At 46.7% G+C, this 20318-nt stretch carries 19 protein-coding genes; 1 reads left to right on the forward strand and 18 read right to left on the reverse strand.

The window, feature by feature from the left end:
* Positions 1–18 precede the first annotated feature (18 nt).
* The 4 genes from NO352_RS16105 to NO352_RS16120 are packed head-to-tail and all read right to left on the reverse strand — an operon-like array spanning position 19 to position 3175.
* Complete coding sequence (locus NO352_RS16105) at positions 19–897, reverse strand: carbohydrate ABC transporter permease (protein WP_289356132.1); 879 nt, start codon at positions 895–897, stop codon at positions 19–21.
* 13 nt (positions 898–910) lie between these two features.
* The gene (locus NO352_RS16110; protein WP_289356133.1) at positions 911–1750 is read right to left on the reverse strand and encodes a carbohydrate ABC transporter permease; all 840 of its coding nucleotides are present in this window, start codon (positions 1748–1750) and stop codon (positions 911–913) included.
* Between the two features lie 29 nt (positions 1751–1779).
* Positions 1780–2610, reverse strand: a complete 831-nt coding sequence (locus tag NO352_RS16115) for a hypothetical protein (RefSeq protein ID WP_005548401.1) — start codon at positions 2608–2610, stop codon at positions 1780–1782.
* A complete protein-coding gene (locus NO352_RS16120) occupies positions 2600–3175 on the reverse strand; it encodes a sigma-70 family RNA polymerase sigma factor (RefSeq protein WP_005548403.1) in 576 nt (191 codons plus the stop codon). The genes NO352_RS16115 and NO352_RS16120 overlap by 11 nt, the downstream gene beginning before the upstream one ends.
* Positions 3176–3315: 140 nt before the next feature.
* Between NO352_RS16120 and NO352_RS16125 the strand changes: the two genes are divergently transcribed.
* Entirely contained in the window at positions 3316–3459 is a 144-nt protein-coding gene (locus NO352_RS16125; protein ID WP_289356134.1) for a hypothetical protein, read from the forward strand.
* A 71-nt stretch (positions 3460–3530) separates the two neighbouring features.
* Here the strand turns inward: NO352_RS16125 and NO352_RS16130 are convergent, their stop codons facing one another.
* The 14 genes from NO352_RS16130 to NO352_RS16195 all read right to left on the reverse strand — a co-directional run bounded on the left by NO352_RS16130 (position 3531) and on the right by NO352_RS16195 (position 20290).
* A complete protein-coding gene (locus NO352_RS16130; RefSeq protein WP_289356135.1) occupies positions 3531–4259 on the reverse strand; it encodes a hypothetical protein in 729 nt (242 codons plus the stop codon).
* Positions 4260–4355: 96 nt separating this feature from the next.
* Entirely contained in the window at positions 4356–5699 is a 1344-nt protein-coding gene (locus tag NO352_RS16135; RefSeq protein ID WP_289356136.1) for an alpha/beta hydrolase, read from the reverse strand.
* A complete protein-coding gene (locus NO352_RS16140) occupies positions 5696–7042 on the reverse strand; it encodes an alpha/beta hydrolase (protein WP_268593711.1) in 1347 nt (448 codons plus the stop codon). Before NO352_RS16140 ends, NO352_RS16135 begins: the two co-directional genes overlap by 4 nt.
* Positions 7043–7248: 206 nt before the next feature.
* Positions 7249–8163, reverse strand: coding sequence for a LacI family DNA-binding transcriptional regulator (locus NO352_RS16145; RefSeq protein WP_289356137.1), 915 nt, complete (start codon positions 8161–8163; stop codon positions 7249–7251).
* Between the two features lie 116 nt (positions 8164–8279).
* Positions 8280–10031 (reverse strand): glycoside hydrolase family 13 protein, encoded by a 1752-nt coding sequence (locus NO352_RS16150; protein ID WP_289356138.1) that lies wholly within the window; start codon positions 10029–10031, stop codon positions 8280–8282.
* Between the two features lie 62 nt (positions 10032–10093).
* Positions 10094–10927 (reverse strand): sugar ABC transporter permease, encoded by an 834-nt coding sequence (locus NO352_RS16155; protein WP_289356139.1) that lies wholly within the window; start codon positions 10925–10927, stop codon positions 10094–10096.
* Positions 10928–12244, reverse strand: coding sequence for a sugar ABC transporter permease (locus NO352_RS16160; protein ID WP_289356140.1), 1317 nt, complete (start codon positions 12242–12244; stop codon positions 10928–10930). It lies immediately after the preceding gene.
* A 79-nt stretch (positions 12245–12323) separates the two neighbouring features.
* Positions 12324–13619: a sugar ABC transporter substrate-binding protein gene (locus tag NO352_RS16165; protein WP_289356141.1), complete on the reverse strand. Its 1296-nt coding sequence runs from the start codon at positions 13617–13619 to the stop codon at positions 12324–12326.
* Positions 13620–13831: 212 nt separating this feature from the next.
* Positions 13832–15256, reverse strand: coding sequence for a type I glutamate--ammonia ligase (glnA, locus tag NO352_RS16170; RefSeq protein WP_028531881.1), 1425 nt, complete (start codon positions 15254–15256; stop codon positions 13832–13834).
* A gap of 594 nt (positions 15257–15850) precedes the next feature.
* A complete protein-coding gene (gene aroF, locus NO352_RS16175) occupies positions 15851–16912 on the reverse strand; it encodes a 3-deoxy-7-phosphoheptulonate synthase (RefSeq protein WP_268598988.1) in 1062 nt (353 codons plus the stop codon).
* Positions 16913–17169: 257 nt separating this feature from the next.
* Positions 17170–18138 (reverse strand): DUF4179 domain-containing protein, encoded by a 969-nt coding sequence (locus NO352_RS16180; RefSeq protein ID WP_289356142.1) that lies wholly within the window; start codon positions 18136–18138, stop codon positions 17170–17172.
* Positions 18139–18164: 26 nt separating this feature from the next.
* On the reverse strand, positions 18165–18902 hold the full coding sequence (locus NO352_RS16185; protein ID WP_289356143.1) for a hypothetical protein: 738 nt from the start codon (positions 18900–18902) through the stop codon (positions 18165–18167).
* A 25-nt stretch (positions 18903–18927) separates the two neighbouring features.
* Entirely contained in the window at positions 18928–19692 is a 765-nt protein-coding gene (locus tag NO352_RS16190) for a hypothetical protein (protein WP_289356144.1), read from the reverse strand.
* A gap of 193 nt (positions 19693–19885) precedes the next feature.
* Positions 19886–20290 (reverse strand): BlaI/MecI/CopY family transcriptional regulator, encoded by a 405-nt coding sequence (locus tag NO352_RS16195; RefSeq protein ID WP_197268137.1) that lies wholly within the window; start codon positions 20288–20290, stop codon positions 19886–19888.
* Positions 20291–20318: the final 28 nt, after the last annotated feature.

A 20318-nucleotide genomic window follows, 5' to 3' on the forward strand; every position in this document is an offset into this window, starting at 1 on the left:
TATCCCTCCTCTCATGAGCTACCCTTTGATCCCCGACATTTGAATGCCTTCGATAAAATAAGACTCCGCATACAAAAACAGGAGAACCATGGGCGTCATATAGATTATCGACGCGGCAAAGCCGATGCCTTGGGCTTCCCTATGAATTCTGGATAAATAGAGCGATAATGGCTGCTTGAATGCATCCTCGAGGAAAATCAGCGGCTGCTCGACCATATTCCAATAATCGACGAACAGCAAGACGATCAGCGCCGCAATCCCCGGCTTCATCAGAGGCAGCATAATCTGATAGAAAATGCGGTAATGACCCGCGCCATCCATCTGAGCCGCTTCAACCAGCGCATAGGGAATCGAGAGCATAAATTGCCTCAGCATGAACACACCGAATGCCGCGAATATCCCTGGCAAAATAATCGCGCTTGCTGTATTCATCAGTCCCAACTTGTCAGCAATAATATAATTCGGAACCAAGGTCACTTGGAAAGGCATCAGCATCGTCAGCAAGTACACCCGAAACCAGCCTTCTCTCCCTCTGAACCGGAGCTTGGCAAATGCGTACGCAGCCAGTGCACTGACAACGGTCTGTCCCGCAATAATCGCCACGACCATCGCGATGGAATTCCATAGCATGAACAAATACGTGGGCGTTTCTAGCAAAACGCACCCATACTGCTCGAAGGACAGCCAATCCGGAATAAGCTTCAGATTCACGAATACAGCAGGCTCCCCTTGCGTAACGACTGGCATTTGACCCACTAGACCGTAATTCCCGCGAATTTCATGCTCCGTCATCAGTGAATTTGTGAAAGTAATCACAATAGGGAATAACATGATGAGCCCGATGCATGCCATCACCAGCGTGAACGACAGGTTCCGAATGGCCCCCCTGTTCTTCATTCTCCCTCCCGTATCATTCCATAAATTGTGTAAATCGTTTTTCTATCCGAAGCAGAATCGTCACAATGATAAAGATAACTATCACCATAAGCGTCGCAGCCGCAGACAGCTTCTGTACATCCATCCCGAGGAACATGTTGTTCATGTAGTGCTGAAGTGTATAGATGCTGTCATGCGGGTAATCTCCTGCGATCAGGTACGTTTCGCGGAATATCTTGAACGTATTCATAATCGACATCAGAACGACGAAGACCATCGTTGGGGTCAAGTAGACAAGTGTAATTTCATAACATTGAAACCACTTGCCCGCCCCCTCCAATTCAGCCGTCTCATAGTAATCTCGCGGGATGCTCTGCAGTCCTGCAAGGAATAAGATGATGTTGTAGCCGATATGCTTCCATAGGTAGAATACGGAAATAACGCCTCTCGCCCAGTCCGATTTCATCCAATCTATTTGTTCAAGCCCGGCAGCATGCATCCAGGCGTTAAGTGATCCATTCCAATCAAACAGCACTTGCCACACCATTACGACGGAGGCAACGGGCACGACCAGCGGCAGGACATAAGCCATTCGAAGAAATTGACGCAGATAGAGATTTCGGTTCAGCACGAGCGCGATTCCAAGTGACAGCACTAACATTAGCGGGACATTCATTGCCGTGAACCAGAAGGAATTCAAGGCGGCTTTGCGAAAGGAATCGCTGCTGAGCAGTTCCTGATAATTCGAGAGTCCAACAAATGAACCGCCAACCGTTCGATCCAATACCGAGTAGACAAGCCCCATCCCAAACGGAATGAGATAGAACAAGGCAAAGCCAATGGCGCTCGGCAACAAGAACGTTAGAGCCACCATGCTCTCTCTTCTGCTGATACGATTTCGCCTCATGACTTATCTGAAGGGGAGAATGCTACACTTATGCCTCCATCTTGGAGGTTCACTTGGAACAGCTTCTTGCCATCCTCTGCACGCTTGTAGATAACGATGAATTGACCGATTCCTTGTGCTTTACCTGGCTGGGTTCCTGACACTTCAGGCTCATATCCATCAATAGGCACATCCAATTGCTTCAAGAATGCATTGGCGATAGCAATCGCTTCCGATTCCTGCAATTTCGCAACATGCGGAGCGTATGGCTCTAAGCCAGTCGTTTGCACAAAATGAATCTGCCCTGTATCCACATCAGCATTGACTACAATCTCTTGATGCGGCTCCGCAAATGTCTTTCCTTTTTCCATTAACATGATATTAAAGATATGGATCTTTTCACCGGCCCTGATTCCCTTGGTAATTTGCGCGTTTGCGATGTCGAAGTTCTTCGTCTCAGGGAACCCACGGTAAATGCGCGCAAGCACTTCTTGCGCCGTCTTATTGCCGCTAATCTCATCCGCATATAAGTTCGTAATGACATAATCTGAATCCGCATCCTTCGTGACGAAGTTGCGCGCATCTTCTGTCCCAGATAGATTGAGCAAGGTGCGAATCTGTGCCGCTACGGTAGGACCGGTATAAATGATAATTGGCGCGAGGAGTACAACCGCAAGCACACAGGCTACCATGCGAATGTTCAGATTTGATTTTGATGTTTCATTATTTTTTTCATTGCGATATCGCTCGTAAGAAGCTTCTTGAATGCGCTTCTGCATGTCAGATGGATTTTCCATTGCTTCCGCACAATCCTGAAGCTTATCGCGCAGTTGTTGTTCAATGGACATAAAGTTCCTGCTCCTTTGCTGATTCTAGATACGGGCTGAGCTCGCGAAGCTTCCCTAGTGCAGCATGATGCCTGGATTTGACCGTGCCCACGGGAATGTCCAGCAATTCAGCGATTTCATCGAAGGTATATTCGTGATAATAGCGCAGAATAATCACCGCCCGAAGCTTGTAGGATAGCTGATGAACCATGGTCAACATCTCCCGATGGGTTTCGGCCTCCAAGATCTGGCGATCCGTGAACAGATGCTCTTCCCTCTCTAAGAGCCTCTTCTTCTCGAAGATTCGGAACCTTCTCCAGCTTTTTGTTCTCCACTTTTGTATTTGCTTCAGCACAATGCCATGCATCCAAAATCGGAAGGGACGATTCGCATCGTAATTGCCGATGGATCGCCACAGCTGAAAATAAATCTCGTTCATGACATCCTCTATCTCATTTTTTTCCGTCATCAAAAAGACAGCGGAGCGGTAGATTTCGGGGAATGACCAATCATAGATCACTTGGAACGCAGACGAATCCCCTTCCTTCATCCGTTCAATCCAGTGCTCGATATTGATATCTTTCATGAAAAAAGGGCCCTCCTTGGTAAGCTTACAACCTATATTGCCTCGTTCACCCGAAAAGGTTCGGTTCTTTTTAACTTTTTTAAAATATCAGATCATTCAAAACAAACGAAAGGATCGGCTATAAGGAGAGATGAGACGAATTGAAAAACATCTTTGTATTCGATTATATCTCTAATGAAGCCCTGCGTCGTCATCGGCATTCACACGGTTCAAAAGCAGCAGAGCGTAAGAAAATAACACATTGGGATGTTTTCATCGTGCTTAGTGTGTACACGGACACATAAGCAAAAAGGCGTGAATGAGAAATCTCTTCTCACACACGCCTTGTTCACTTCAGCATCAGTCACCGCACCGATTATAGGGTACGGAACTTCAGCTTCGTGCAATCAATAAGGAACGAATACGCTCTTGTCTCTTTCGCTCCTTTTACGGATAGGGCGAACTTCAAATTGATAATATCGCGATCCTTCAAGCCTTGATTACGAATCCAGCCATGCAACTCCTTCTTCGGACGAATTGTTTTGTTCGCAAAGTCTGGATTATCCGATGCAATCTCGACCGCTTCTGCAGTTCTCCCTTTAACACCGATGTTCGCTTTGGTTATTACTTTTTGCATATCAAGTGTAACCTTGTCTTTATCCGAATTGTTTGTAATCGTCACTTCGAAGTCCGTAGCCTTTTCCGTAACCCGAATCGAATGAACCGTAACCTCTACATCATTCACGGTATGGGTTACAGGCAGCTTGCCTATCTTCTTGTCACTGCTGCTAGAATTCACTCCCGGCTTCGTATGATTGCGATTCTCGTCCTTCGTCATGTCGCCATGATCGATAACGTCTGCACTTGCATTCTTAGAGATATCTTTATCCATCGGCGTCACCATGATCGTTCGACCGCCTATTTCTCCGGACAGCTCTCGCACTGGAAGATGATCAACTATCGATACAGGCTTGTTGGTCGACAGTTTCTTTCCTTCCTCATCAAGACCGTGCTTCTCAGCATTGGCTATTATCGCCGAAGTACCGAATGCGATTCCCGTGAACAAGATAGCGCCGCATAGGAAGCCTGTTTTCCATTTCTTCATGCTGTATCGTTCCTCTCGTCTCTTTCTTCTTCCGATCCCAATTCGTGTATCACTCATTATTACGTTCATTCACATCATGCTTCCATCCGATGATCCTTATTGCCCGCTCCATCTCTCAACATGTATCTCTAAGGTTTTGTCCTGCTCTGCCTTATAGCTACGTTCGACGCGAGCCCCCGCTCCATCAACTTCGACGATTCCGTCTTCTCGACTCACTTGGAACAGCCAATCTGTATGCAACGGGATGCGCAGGCGTGTTGCATATAAATCCTTGTTCGGATCGTACGTCAACGGGAACCAAGCGTACAGCTTGAGATCCTGCGGCGTATTAGGCGGAACATAAACAATGATCTCCAAATTAACATGCGTACGGAGCTCCTCCACGATTCGGAGAGGAATCGAGGCTTCCCATCCCTCGAATTGCACCGTTACTTCCGTAACGCCCGGGTGACGAGGAAAGACCGTGCCATCGTCCTGAACCTGCGCGATATGCTCATCCTCTACGCGGTACGCAGCACGAAGCGCTGACATCTTGAAGCCGGAATCGAACTCGATAATCGGATTCAGCCGGCACGGTGGCCCTGTGATCCCAACCTCCTGATCGCCATGCAGCGTAAGAGAGCAAGCCTTGCCGCGCTTGCCGAAGAAGTGAAGAAGCGGCGCAGACACTCTGGCTGCCCAGTCCTTCTCCACATGCGCCGCTCCGGGCTCATAGAGGTAGACAAGCTCATCATCGGCTTTGTAGCCTATGCTAAGCAATTGTTCTGCTGCCTCGCGCACATGCTTTTCCATGACCAGCAGCCCTTCACGGCTGCCGAGATCGATCCATATTTTCTTAATGGACTGCTTCGTGGTAAAGGTATGGTACAAGGGCACTTCTTCCAAGGTGTCGGGATAAACGCAATACAAGTAAGGAGAGATAATCCCCAGCATGCTGAACACGTCGGGACGCCGCAGCCCAATATGGTACGTCACCTGCCCGCCCCTTGACGAGCCCATCAAGGCCGTATGCTCTGGCTCCGATTGCGTGCGGAACAAGGCATCTATATAAGGCTTAACCTCATCAATAAGGAATTGCTCATACTGGTGGCCTCTTGGTTCGACCGCAAACTTGTCGTCTTGATAACGAACGCCCTCCAAGTCATGCGTGAACTCATTTGCCCGCTCCATCCCCATATTCGGAATGCCGACAATGATGATTTCTTTCATACGCTGTTCGGCAATCAGCTTATCGGCGGCAGCGTGCACGTTCCATGAATAGCCGTTGAAGGCCGGATGGAAAATATTTTGACCGTCATGCATGTATAAGACCGGATAGCGCTTGTTCAGGTCTTGTTGGTAGCTTGGAGGAAGATAAATGAACAGCTCTCTATCGTTATTCAGATATTCCGAGTGAAATGTTTCAATGCGCAGGATGCTTGATCCGTACTTCGTGCTCATCGCTTCTCCACCCTTTCCGCCATTATATCGATCCAATTCTCGACTTCGTAATGCAGCTCCAAACCATCGATAACCGTAAATTTGCGATACGGCACTTCTTGACCGTAACGATCCGTTTCATGTTTGCCCAAGCCACGGGAAATCCGGAACTCGAACGCCATATCCCGTGGCACCTCGAACGTGCCTCCATATTGCCCTTCATCGATCATCGGCAGTTCGATCCCTGCATACAGCCTTTCGGTAGGCGGCGTATTTTCGGGTACCTTTACGACCAACGTAACTGTAGCTGTCTCCGAAAGATGCGGAATAACTGTAATCTCTGCATGCGCTGTGAGCTCATCATGATGATAGATGACGCGCGTCTTGCCCGACCGCTTCGGAGTGAGTGTTCCATCCACGGTTACCTCTAGGATGCAAGGATCGGACACTTCGTACCGAGCGTTCAAATCCGTCATGACAAAGCCGCTATCGTAATGAACGACCGCATTGAACCTCTGCGTCGGCCCCTGAATCCCTACTACGCGGGAACCATGCAGTTCAACATGTACAGGCATGCCGATATCTCCGAAGAAATAAAGGAGCGGTGCATGAACCCTTGCGGCCCAATCCTTCTGCGCGTGTCCGGAACCGACGGCATAGTAGTACATCAGATCATTCCCCGGCTCATACCCGATGCGAACGAGCGTGTCTACGACCTGCCGCACATGCTTCTCCATAACGGTGAAGCCCTCTGCATCACCGACATCCATCCAGATCTTGAGATCCTTCTTTTCCGTATAGATATGACTTAGCCAGCGATCCTCCATCGTATCTGGATTTACGCTGACGACGAACGGACATAATGCCCCAATCATGCCGAATGTATCGGATTGGCGAAATCCGATATTGTAGGACACCAAGCCACCAGCGGATGACCCCATCAAGGCCGTATGCTCCTTGCCTGGAAGTGTCCGGTATTCTCGATCGATATAAGGCTTCACTTCCTCTACGAGAAACTGCTCATACCGCTCACCTTGATTCGCTGTGTTGAATAGGTTATGCCCATCCGGATTGGCATGCATGTACTCCGCAATCCGTGCATCTTCGATATGGGAAATGGCAACCACGATGATTTCCTTCATCCTGCCTTCGGCGACAAGACGATCAACCGTAAGATGGACGTCCCAGGAGTCTCCCTTCTGATCCGCAAAAAATGCATGCTGCCCATCATGCAAATAGAGCACGGGATACCGCTTCTGTTCGTTCACTCGATAGCTCGGAGGCAAGTAAATAAATACTTTTCTTCGATTAGATAAGATCCTCGAATAAAACTCGTCGATCTGAATAAGACGTGATGAATCCACTACGCATTTCTCCTTATAGAGGTTGTTCAAAAAACCCGCTTTTGATCACGAAGCAACATAAGAAGCCATTCGGCATCGAATCTTGCTTTCACTCTCGAAGTCCAGTACTCATGTAGTCCTGCCTACACTCCGTTCTTCCTTCTTCGAGTTCTTGCAACCTTCTCGGTGCTGAAAAGCGGCCCTTTTGGACTCGCACATATATTGATCTACGAGGAGACTGGCAATTTCAAGAACTTCTCCTCGTGCACATACTCCACATCATCAATAAAGCTGTTCATAACGCCTACAAATAAATCGTATCTACTCAAGTCGAAGGTGACTCTCTCCGTATCTTGGCCGAGAATTTCGGGACAATGGCAGGTGCACCATGCAATCAAGTTGGGATGGACTTTGGAAGCTTCGTTGGCAATAAATTCGTTCAATACGATGCCCGGTTGACCATCGAACTTGGCTAAAAAAGACTCCATCCCCTGGCAGTGTTCATATATATGAATCCGTTCTTCCGGCAAACCCGATGCCCGCTTGATGACATCCGACCATTGGTTATTGTTATAGCGATCCATGATCAGAAATTGCGGAGCTTCATTCAGCAAATCACGGGATCGTTGAAAGCCCGCTTCCACATCAGGCATAATTTTATGAAAAAGCGAGTCTTCAATATAACTGTCCACGACAAACACGGGAATACCGAAGCCAAAGTAGGGCGTAATCGTCGCAAATCGCTCCTGATCCACATTGATTAAAAATACGCCGTCCAAATTCCGTTCCATAATAACCTTGTATGACGGCTCCGTATCGTCGATTTGCATATAAATAACATGATAGCCGAGCGCACTGCACTGCTGTTCGATTTTGCTTATCGTTTTGGCGTACTTCAAATTTGACCCAAAGCTTTGTTGATCGTCCTTGAATACCAGAATTCCAATCAAGCCCGACTTCTTTACTTTTAAAGACCGGGCAGTACGGTTCGGCACGTATTTGAGCTGCTGCGCGATTTTTAACACCTTGACGCGCGTCTCATTCGAAATGGATTGATTCTTAACGTCATTCAATATATAGGACACAGTAGCAATGGATACACCCGCTGCTTGGGCGATATCTTTTATCGTTGTTTTCTTCATCTTATCCGACCTCACTTGGTTTAGACTTAAACGTTTAAGCCAATTAAAGCATACCTCCCAAATGGTGTCAATTTAGCCCTAATCTCCCGTAATCCATATCTAGCAGCAGCTTCTCTTTAACTTGATTCAGCCATCAATACCATCCAGCCATACGCAGGCAAGCTAATCGTAACGTTGTCATTCTCTAATACAAATGTTCCGGATCCGATCATAGAAGGTGATAATGGCAGCGTATCTTTCTGTTCAAACGCAAAGGTGAAGGCTCCTGCCTGCTCACTATTATTGAAGCAAATATACATCTGCTCGCCAGCGCGCTGTCTTCGGATGACCAAGTGATCTCCGGATGCATAAACGAATCGGAATGAACCTTGTCGCAACGCAGGATGGGCGGTACGCAAAGCGATCAGTTTCCGATAAAAATGCAGCAATCCGCTATTCTGCTTCTCCTCTTCCCATACCATTGGTTTCCGGCAATCCGGATCCGGCCCGCCCGTCATGCCCACTTCGTCTCCATAATATATGCATGGTGCGCCAAGAAAGGCGAACTGGAACAGCGCCGCAAGCTTCATCTTGCGTTCATCTTGAGCCATTGTTAACAAACGCGGCGTATCATGGCTGCCCAATATCGTGAAGGTAGCTTCACCCACTTGCTGGGGATAGTCAGCCAACAACCTGTTCACTTGATAAGAGAACTGTTTTGCATCGATTACCCCTTTTGCAAAGAAATCAAGAATGGCCTCCGTAGCCGGATAATTCATAACCGCGTCAAACTGATCACCGCGCAGCCAAGGCATCGCATCATGCCATATCTCACCCAAAATATAAAAGTCCGGCTTCAATCCTTTGCATGTTTTGCGAAACTCCCGCCAGAAATCATGGTCGATCTCATTCGCAACATCCAATCTCCAGCCATCGATATCACATTCCCGAATCCAATATTGAGCGACTTCAAGCAAGTAGGCTTTAACTTCAGGATTGACTGTATTCAGCTTCGGCATATGGGATTCAAAGGCGAAGCAGCGGTAAGAGGCTCTCGGCTCGCGCACGAACGGAAATCGCTCAATATGGAACCAGTCTCGAAATCGTGATGCTTCCCCATGCTTCACGACGTCTTGGAACGGAGCGAACCAATAGCCGCAATGATTGAATACCGCATCCAAGATAACCCGAATCCCGCGGTCGTGACAGGCCTTCACCAGCTTCTTCAACAGAACCACATCGCCAAACTGCGGATCCACCTTCAAATAATCCGTCGTGTCGTATTTATGATTCGTCTTTGCCTCGAACAACGGGGTAAAGTAAATGGCATTAACGCCAAGCTCGCTAATGTAATCCAGACGATCCAACACCCCTTGGAGGTCGCCGCCGTAGAAATCATCCTGCCCCGGATCGTCGGCTGTCCAAGGCCGCACCTGTTCAGGATCATTGTCAGGGTTCCCGTTGGCAAACCGATCAGGGAAAATCTGATAGAATACGGCATCCTTCACCCACGACGGCGGCTGCAACACCTCGCTTGACCATAAGAAAGGATAGTCGAAAAACGTCAGTGGATCCGCTGGCTTTTCGGCAACGAATCCCTTTTCCGTATACCATAACGTCTGCTCGCCCGCAGCTAATTCGAAGGCATAACGGAGCCGCTTGTGCGGAGGAGCTACCTCCACATGCCAATAATCGAACATCTCGTCGCTGCCCATGATGAACATGGCAGCTTCCTTTACGGTCTTGTCCCAATCGTATTTATCGCCATACAACGCAGTGACTGATCGAAGATCGCCTTTCTTCGCGCGCAGCCGGATATGGATCGTGTCGTTATCGTATGAATAGCAATATGAATTTCCAGGTCTGTGGTAGATCGCTTCCAGTAACATAACAAACTCCTTTTTGTCGCTTTTGATCACGAAGAGTATTCAGGATGTATCCTTATTAGTCGTTAGCCTTTGTCCGCACCTGCCGTCATGCCGTGAATGAGATACTTCTGGAAATACATATACAGGAGCGTAATCGGCAGCGCTACAAGAACGGCGCCGGCAGCAAAGGTCGTAAAGCTTGAATTGGTCTCGTTCGCTACCATGTTGTACAAGCCTTGCGCCAGCGTCATCTTCTCAGATGATCGAAGCACGATTTGCGGCAGGATAAAATCCATGAATGGCGTAATGAAGCTGTTCAATGCAACAAACGTAATTGCGGGCAAAGACAGTGGTAATATGATTTTGAACATTGTCTCCAAAGGGCCTGCGCCATCGATATAGGCCGCTTCCTCCAGGCTTTTGGGAATGGTATCGAAATGCCCCTTCATTACCCATGTCCCCATCGAGATAGAACCGCCCGCATAGATGAGAATGAGACCCAAATGCGTATCGAGCAGCTTCGTCTGCATCAGCAGCACGAAGATCGCCATGATGGACAGAAAGCCCGGAAACATTTGAAGAATGAGCAATGTCATTAGCCCTTGCTTTCTGCCTTTGAATCGAAAACGGGAAAATGCGTAGGCTGTCGCTGCCACCAATGTCGTTGACAATGTCGCATTCGCAAGAGCGATCGTGACGGTGTTCGAAAACCATAGCACGAAATCCGTATTCCGAATCAGTTCTGTATAATGTGCGAGCGTGGGCTGATCAGGAAACATTCGGCTTACCATTAAGGAATTTCCTGGGTTAAGCGATGTTCCGATCACCCAAATCAACGGATATACCGTCGTTAGGAGCAGCACGGCAAACACCGCGTAAATGCCCGCCACGACCAAGTTGTTCAGCAATTTAGACATTTAGACCATATCCTCTTCTTGAGTTATCTTCATCCGCCGATAGTTCCATAAGGAGAATACGGTGATAAAGACGAACATAATGATCGAGACGGCAGAGGCCATATTGAACTGGCTTTGATTCAACGTCATCTTGAATATCCAAGAGATTAAAATATCCGTGCTGCCCGCGTAATAATAATCAGGCTGGTTCGGATTGCCGTCCGTTAGCATATAGATTAAATTGAAGTTATTGAAGTTAAAAGCAAATTGCATGATTAAAATTGGTGCCGTCGCCGCCAGCACCAACGGAAGCGTCAGCTTGACGAATCTCTGCGTTCCCGTTGCTCCATCAACAGCAGCAGCTTCGTACAAATCCCGCGGCATGGTCGTTAATACCCCTGACATCAATGCCATCAGGAACGGAGTGGAGAACCACAAGTTCACAAGCAGAATCGTAAACTTGGCCATCGTCGGATCAGACAACCAAGGTACTGGCGCGAAGCCGAGCTTGGTGATCATATCGTTCACGGGCCCGAACGAACCGTTTAGCAGCACCCTGAATACCAGAATCGATATGAATTGCGGAACCGCCCACGGCAAAATGAACATCGTACGCCAAAATTTTTTGAATTTCACTTTTGGATGGTTCACCATCAATGCTAGCAACAGCCCGCTAAAAAAGACGGACACCGTAGAGGCCGCAGCCCAGATGACGTTCCACACCGAAATGCCGAAGAAGGTGTTGCGCCACGCCTCTTGTGCAAATAAGTCATAAAACGAGCTGAGCCCCGTCCAATCTACTAAGTTCCGGTCGGGAATATGGTTCGGAGCCGAATAGTTCGTGAAGGCAATCAGCATATTGAAGATGAGCGGCACTACCGTTACGAACAGCACAAAGCAGATGGAAGGCAACAGAAGCAAATATGGGAAGCGCCGAAGCTTCGTCTGCTTGATGGATTCGATGAACCCCGGAGCAGGCCGACCTTCATCCCGCAGCGCCCCGTTTTTCTTTGCATCATAAATATTCAGGACATAGCACCCGGCGAACAAGAGAATGAGCACCAATGTAATAAGTCCTTCAATCATCATGAAAATAGAATGATCGCCTTTGGTCACTTGCCCGGCAACCACCTTCGTAGGCGCGTCGCCTAACGTTATCAAGCCTCTTATTCCTCGATAAGCAATCGGATAGTAGTTCCAAAAGAATAACTGTGCCGCGATCATCCACAGCAAGCCCTTCATATACTGCTTGTTGTACAGCTGGCCTAACCCGATACATACAGCGGAGAATACAGCCGCTTTCGTCCGATGCCGACGGGCATCTGTTGTCAGTTCCATTCGGAAGACCGCCTTCGTCGATTTTTTAGATATAGCTCAAAAAGTCCGATTTTGATCACGATGTGATTCAACGATGAAGCTATTTTTTTGTCTGGATCGCTGTTTTGATCTGCTCGACTGCCTTCTTTAAGACATCTCCCGGTTGTTGATTGTCATTCCATATTGCAGCAAGAGCAGCACCTGCCGGTACCCAAACGTTGCCCATTTCCGGGATGGACGGCATTGGAGCAGAATGCTTCGTTTGTTCTAGAAATGCAAGTGCATTCGCGTTCCCCTTGATGATCGGCTCCTCCATCATGTCTTGTCTCGGCGGCAGTTGTGTTGTCTTTTCATATCGCTTGACGAGATTTTTGCGAGAGGTCGCATAACGCGCGAACAGCTTCGCTGCAACCGGATATTCGGTATAGGAACTGACATACAGCGCCCGGATGCCGGACATGCTTTGCGGATGTTCTCCGTTAGGCAGCAGGGGAAGCGGAGCCACTCCGAAATCGATTCCCGCGCTCTTCACGTCCGTCATAAGCCAAGGCCCGCCTATAATAGCAGCTGTTTTCCCTTCCATGAAAAATCCGGTAATGATATTGTCGTTCATATCGTTGCTATTGACAGGCAGTATTTTGTTCAGCGATCGAAAGAACTCGGCTCCGGCGATCGATTCCGCATTGCTCAAGCCAATATCGCCAGCATCCTTCCCTCCGTTGCCAAATATGTATCCCCCGTAGCCTGCCAGAAACGAGTAAGACTGATATAACTGACCTACATTCCACATAAAGGCGTACTGTTTGTTTTTTGGATCGTTATACGTTTCAGCGAACCGAATGAGCTCTTGATAAGTGGCAGGAGCTTTATTCAGCAGTTTTTTATTGTAGTACAGCGCATACGTATCAATCGCGGTTGGAAAACCGTAGAACACCCCATCATAGCTGACACCCTCTAGGGCGGAATCCATAATTTGATGTTTCATTTGCTCGTCGTATACATCATTTTGCAGCACGAGTCCCGCCATGACTGCATTCCCCAAATGATCATGCGGCGCGGAGAACACATCAGCCCCGATTCCAGCAGGTCCATCCGTCGTCAGCTTCGTGACAGCGTCGATTGACGGAACCGCCACTACTTTTACACCAATCCCATATTCCTGTTCGAAATCTTCTGCGACCGCTTTCAAAAAATCCAGTTCAGGCCCCTTCGATTCCCATACGAGCAAATGAGCCCCCTTCTCCGGCTGCAATCCAGCTTGTCCTTCTCCCTGATGTGCATTCTTCCCTCCAGCTTCCGAAGATGTTGAGATCGCATGCTGTACGCCGCAAGCCGAGAGCAGCATCATGATGCACAATGAGAGCATCAACATTGAAATGAAGAAGCGTTTAGACACTTTCTCCCCCCCCATCTATTGGTTGTTAACTTAAACGTTTAAGTAATTTCAGTAACATGATACCTTCAAGTGCCCCGTGCCGTCAAATAAAAATTGCAGAGTCAGGGACAACATAAAGAAAATAAGCAGATGTTTCTAGATGATTCCAAAACGAAACCCCCGTATCCACTAGGGACACGAGGGTGATGAAGATGAATATAGGAATATGAATATTAGCAATCAAAATAGAGGCTGTATTCTTGCGGATGGATACGGATCGCTACAGACTTGGCTTCCTTGCGTTTGATATGCAAATAATTTTCGATAAATGCCTTTGTAAATACGCCGCCTTCAAGCAAGAATTCATAGTCAGCTTCAAGCGCATCAAGCGATTCTTCCATCGTCGCTGGAACGCTGCGAATCTCACGTTTCTCCGCATCCGACAGTTCGTAAATATTGCGGTCATACGGCCCATAACCAAGCTCTGTAGGATCCAGCTTGCGCTTGATTCCATCGAGCCCCGCCATCAGCATCGCAGCGAAGGCAAGGTATGGATTCGCCGTAGAATCCGGCGTACGGAACTCAATCCGACAGCCCTTCGGTGTAACCGCCGCTACCGGAATGCGTACAGCCGCAGAACGATTGCCTTTCGAGAATACGAGATTTACAGGCGCTTCATATCCCGGCACGAGTCGCTTAAAGGAGTTTGTGCTCGGATTCGTCAATGCGATAAGTGCTGGCGCATGGTGCAAAATTCCGCCGATATAATGCAGCGCCATTTCACTCAAGTTCGCATAGCCGCCCTTTTCATAGAATAGCGGTGTATCGCCGTTAAAGATCGATTGATGCACATGCATCCCGCTTCCGTTATCCCCGAACAGCGGCTTCGGCATGAAGGTCGCTACTTTGCCGAAGCGGCGTGCCGTGTTGTGTACGATATATTTATACTTCATCAGGTTATCTGCAGTACGTGTCAGTGAATCAAAGCGGAAGTTGATTTCCCCTTGCCCTGCCGTCGCAACTTCATGGTGGTGACGTTCAATGCGAAGTCCTGCCTCTTGCAACAGGCTGCACATTTCACTGCGCAAGTCTTGTTGTGTATCGATTGGCGCTACAGGCACATATCCACCTTTTGTATGAATCTTGAAGCCAAGGTTTCCGCCCTCTTCCTTGCGGTTCGTGTTCCAAGAAGCCTCTTCGGAATCGACGAAGAAGGAAGAACTATTCATTGTATTCTCATAACGAACATCATCGAAGATGAAAAATTCAGATTCTGGCGCAAAGTATGCATCCGTGCCTACTCCTGTCGTTGCCAGATACTCTTCCGCCTTCTGTGCAATGCTTCGTGGATCACGCTCATAACGCTCGCCGTCAGGCGTGAAGATGTTGCACATGATAATGAGCGTCGGACGTGCTGTAAATGGATCGACATAGCTGCTCTCCGTATCCGGCATCATGACCATATCAGATTCTTCAATTCCACGGAAACCAGTAATCGAGGAGCCGTCAAACGCAACGCCGTTCTCGAACGTGCTCTCATCCACTTCGGATGCAGGCAAGCTGATATGATGCGCACGACCTAACAGATCAATAAAGCGAAAATCCACATACTCAATTTGCTTCTCTTTCATTAACTCCAATACGGTATTGACTGACATCTCGATTCCTCCCCAATCCGAACATTTCATATTTATTCTCATCTTAATGTTCAATTTGTATTATTTGTTGAAATCATTATATGTAGGAGGATACTCCTTCGTCAATACTGATGTAAGGTATTTTTTTATTTCATGTTAGGTATGTTTACATTAAATCAGGTTTTCCAGTTCCGTTTTTGTCGTTATCATTCATTCCTACTTATTTCAGTCCTTCATTTTCTTGAATCACACTGTTGGCATGGCCATATTTATATCGATAGTGATCAGAATGGTACATAACATATCCAATATATATTTTGCACTATTAAACATACAAATAGCTCAAACTGTAGATTCCACACCTTTTCCAATCCTAATATTCATGTACAAAATTTCATCTTTTTTCCGTTTTTCCGTACAATCTACATCAAACTACCCGCTCACCCTTGCTACCTTGCTTTAACGGAAGGACTGAGCCAAGGGGAGAGTGGAGCAAAGAAGCAGCGAAGCTGCATTTGCACAATCAAAGGTATCAGGAAACAAAAAAAGAACTGGTCTCCCGCTAAGGAAACCAGTTCTATATTAATGAGATCAGTTCAGCACATCACACTGCACTTATTTTTCCCATGTATGAAAAAAGGATTGCTCCATTTTCTTCGTATCAAACGACTTGCCGCACAATGGAGCAAGCTGCTCCAATTCACGCAGCAGGCCAGCGAATTGATCCGGGAAGAGAGACTGCACCCCATCGCCTGTCATCGAATTGTCTGGATCGGTATGCATTTCAATAATAAGACCATCCGCACCGGCAGCCACAGACGCCTTCGACATCGTCTCTACCAGCTCGCGTCGTCCTGTCGCATGGCTCGGATCCGCAATGACCGGCAAATGACTAAGCTGCTTCATAACCGGAATAGCTGTTAAATCAAACGTGTTCCGTGTATACGTCTCAAATGTGCGGATACCGCGCTCACACAGCATGACATTCGGATTGCCGCCAGCCAATATATATTCCGCGGCATTAAGCCACTCGTCATAGGTTGCGCTGAAGCCCCGCTTAAGCAGCACCGGCTTGCCGCACTCTCCAAGCTTGCGCAGCAGATCAAAGTTCTGCATATTCCGTGTGCCTACCTGCAAAATATCCGCATGCTCCGCACAAATATCCACATACTCTGGCGTCATCACTTCTGTAATGGTAAGAAGGCCGTGCTTCTCGCCCGCTTCCTTCATCATCTCAAGCCCTTCTACGCCAATGCCTTGGAAGCTGTATGGCCCAGTACGCGGCTTGAACGCTCCCCCACGCAGAATTTGCCCGCCTGCCGCCTTCACTAATCGCGCAATCTCATTAATTTGAGCAGGCGATTCAACCGCACACGGCCCTCCCATAACTACCAAATTGCCGCCGCCGATTTTCACGCCGCGTATTTCAATTACCGTATCCTCCGGGTGGAAGTCACGGCTTGCCAACTTGTATGATTTCGTAATTTTAACCACGTTCTCTACGCCCTTCATTTGTCTAAGATGTTCTGCCAGCTTCGGCTCCGCATGTCCAATAATCCCAATCACAGTATGAGCAGTGCCGCGGGATATATGAACCTGATTGCCTTGCCCTTCAATGATGCTGGCTATATTTGCAATCTGTTCTTCAGATGCTTCATTATTTACAATAACAATCATGATTGTACACCCTTTCTATGCGCAGTGCCAGTTAACCCCTTAAAGCAGAAATGCGTTTACCTACGACACTTTTCATTTCACTTTAATATTTTAATGCTTTAACACATATAAGCTTTTATGCTTTTAACTATTAAAGAAACTATACAGAACAAACCACTGATCGTCAACCCTTTGTTACAATAATTTTCAGAAAAATAACAAAAGAAGCCCTGCATAACGCACGACTTCTTTTCATCCCTAAATTATTATTTCACGTCTTATGAGGTAACCGGAATCTTCATTTCTAGCGCTTTATGGTAATCCTTTATCATGTTTCGTTTTTTATCCTCCAAAGGCATCCCGTTCTTATTGACAAAAAGAGTATATGGCTTCACAATAATAAATTTTGTCGCAGAAGCCGATGGAGCATACAATATTTTTTCGTTATATTCCTTCTCTGGTTTTTTTGCGTAAATGCCCAGCATGGATTGCTCCAATACTTTACCTTTATCGTCTACGATTTCATAATACATTTTGGATTGATGATACCCATTCGGTCGCTTCGTGCTGCTGCTTGGAATTTCTCCCTTGCTGTGAATTTGCAGCAATGTTGTTGCGTCAGTCATTCGCAAACTTGTTACCTCGTAATTGAATTTCTGCGTACTTTTCTTTGTATTCGGCTGTATGTTTATATCCCGTTTGGAGATGTTTTTCACTGGAATGACAAGAGACACCTCCGCTGCCTCAAATTTCGCATTAATCGTCAACTCAAATTCATTCGGAAGAATAGGCTCTCCCGTTTTCGGATCGATGGCATTTGTAAACTCAATCATGCACATATTATTCTCTTTTCCTTTTTCCACAGGAACCGAACTAGCCATCATCGATAGCTTGTCCACCTGAAGCGGCTGTCCGTTTACCAGATAGCTCTTACTAGCAAATAGTGGGTTCTCTCCGCCTTCGGACTTCAACACCATGACCAAGCGAAGACCGTCGAACATAAGCTCAGGCACGCTTAACGTAACTCCGTCTTTTGTTGCCTTAGCATCTTTCATTGTCGTCAAGCCTTTTTTACTGGCTGCCTTTAACCCAGAGTCTCCCCACTCCTGAAACATACTTGATCCGGATGCCGCCGCACTTGCGGCAGGCAAATCAATGCTAGCCACTCCTGCTCCTGTGCCCAATACAGCCGCCAAACACGTTACCGCTATCATCTTCTTCAATAATGATTGTTTATATGTACTCATTTCCACATTTCCTCCTTCATTCTTGATTATTTTCTGACAATCATCGATTCCGCAAGTGTAATTAAGTCTTCCTTCGTCATCGGGTTATCAGCGTTCGTATAAATATTGCAGCTCAACGCTTTGTCGACCCAAATTAGTTGGTTCTCTCCCGCTTTATTGCCACTGCCTTTTTTCGCAGGGTAATAAGTGTATTCTTTCTTGTTCGTCGCATGCTTCGTTCCCATATCATAAAAGTTCAACTTCACATAATTTTTATCATTTGCAAATTTGAGTGTCATCGATTCTGATTTATTCCAATTATATTTTTTCGAAAGCACCACTTTTCCTGATTTTTGCGCCTCTTCCCTCAAATTCGCCTTAAAATTCTGATCCAAATAAGGCAGAAATCCTGCCTCAACAAAGGCGTACTCTTCCGGCAGGTCTGTCGGTCGCTGCAATGCTGCTCCCTTTAATCCAGCGACTTTCTTCATATAGTCGTCATAATTTTGAAATTGTTGCTTTACATTCCCATACCAGAACACCTCCGGCCCTTTGGACTTCGTCTTTTTGTTATCTACGAATACGCAATAAGTACCGCCGTTTTTTTGTACCTCTTTATCCAATCTTGCCAGCTCTTCCTCCAAGACCTTTGATTCTCCCGAAGCGCCTTTCATTGTATAATCAATTGCGCTTTTTTTAGCCGCTGCCTCCACTGTAAAGTTCACGGAGCTGAATAGCAGCATACCGCACACCGCTGCAATTGCTAGTTTGGATGTCATTTTCATAAATATATTCTCCTCTCTTTCAGCCTCATCTATTAATTCTGACCATCGTTTCCGCAAGTTTGATCAAGTCTGCCTTCGTCAAAGTATTTCCTTCGTTGGTTATAATCCGAAATTGCCTGCCTTGTTCCGTCCATAGAAGTGTGTTTTGCTGCGGGCTATTCCGAAATTCTGGTTTTAACTTTTGCCTTTTCTCATCAGCAGTTTGATAATGATACCCTTTCTGGGCAGAGGATGCTTTCGAATCCCGTGCAATATATTCCAAAAGCAACTTATCTTCACCATTCTTATATTCCAAAACAAGTTGACCAGCTTCTGTCCACTCATATTTCTTCGACAACACAGCTGCACCTTTCTGCTTGGCCTCTGCTCGCAAATCGTTCTTGAATTGCGGACTGAATGGACATAAAAGTTCTGCTTTTGCAAAGGAATATCCTTCTGGCAGATTTGTAGGCTCTACTAATATGACTCCTTTTAAATCAGCAGCCTTCTTCAAATAATCCTCATAGGTTTCATAGGAAGGTGCGACATGCCCGGTGAAGATAACATCCGAACCCTGGCTTTTTGTCTTTTCATTGTCAATAAATATGCCATAAGACTCGCCTGGATTTTTCTCAATCAATTTATTTAGTCTTGCCAACTCATCTTCAAGAACCTTTGGCTCTCCCGAAGGGTCTCTCACGGTATAGTCTATTTCGCTTTTGGCTGGCGCAGCCTCCGCGGCATTGTTCATACAACTGAACATTAGCATTCCGCATATTGCTGCAATTGCTAGTTTCGACGTCATTTTCATAAAGACTATTTACCTCACTTTGTACTTTTTTTCTTATGGAAGTTTTATTTTCATCTATATGAACAACTGAAAAACGAGATTTGTGACACGGATCGACTTTTTTATGTTATAAATCTAAAAAAAATCCCTCGAAATAAGACTGGCGTTATTGCCGTCTTCTCCGAGGGATGTAGACCATTATAGGTTACACGTGTTATTCTTTTTTTGCTTTATCGTCATCACGGTTCTCATCAAATAACGATTTTAGATCTTCAATTTCCTGCGCATTTAGCTTTTTATCCTGTAAAAAGTTGGCCAGCATCGGCTTTAAAGCTCCGCCATACAGCTTTTTCATAAAGGATTTGGTTTCGGATTGCAGATACTCCTGCTCGCTGATGAGCGGGTAATACAGATAGTTTCGTTTCGACCCCTTCTCCAGCTTTGCTCCGGCCGCTTCTTTCTGAACCAATCGGCTCAGGAGCGTCCGAGTCGTATTCGGGCTCCACTCCATCAAATCCGTCATTTGATTTACAACCTCACTGGAAGGACAATCCGGACGCGCCCACAATACGCGCATAATCTCCAGCTCAGCATCCGTAATAGGCGGTATTTTATTCATTCAAGAAACCTCCAAACTCAATCACTCA

The organism is Paenibacillus sp. S-12, from assembly GCF_030363895.1.
GTDB lineage: Bacteria > Bacillota > Bacilli > Paenibacillales > Paenibacillaceae > Paenibacillus_B > Paenibacillus_B alvei.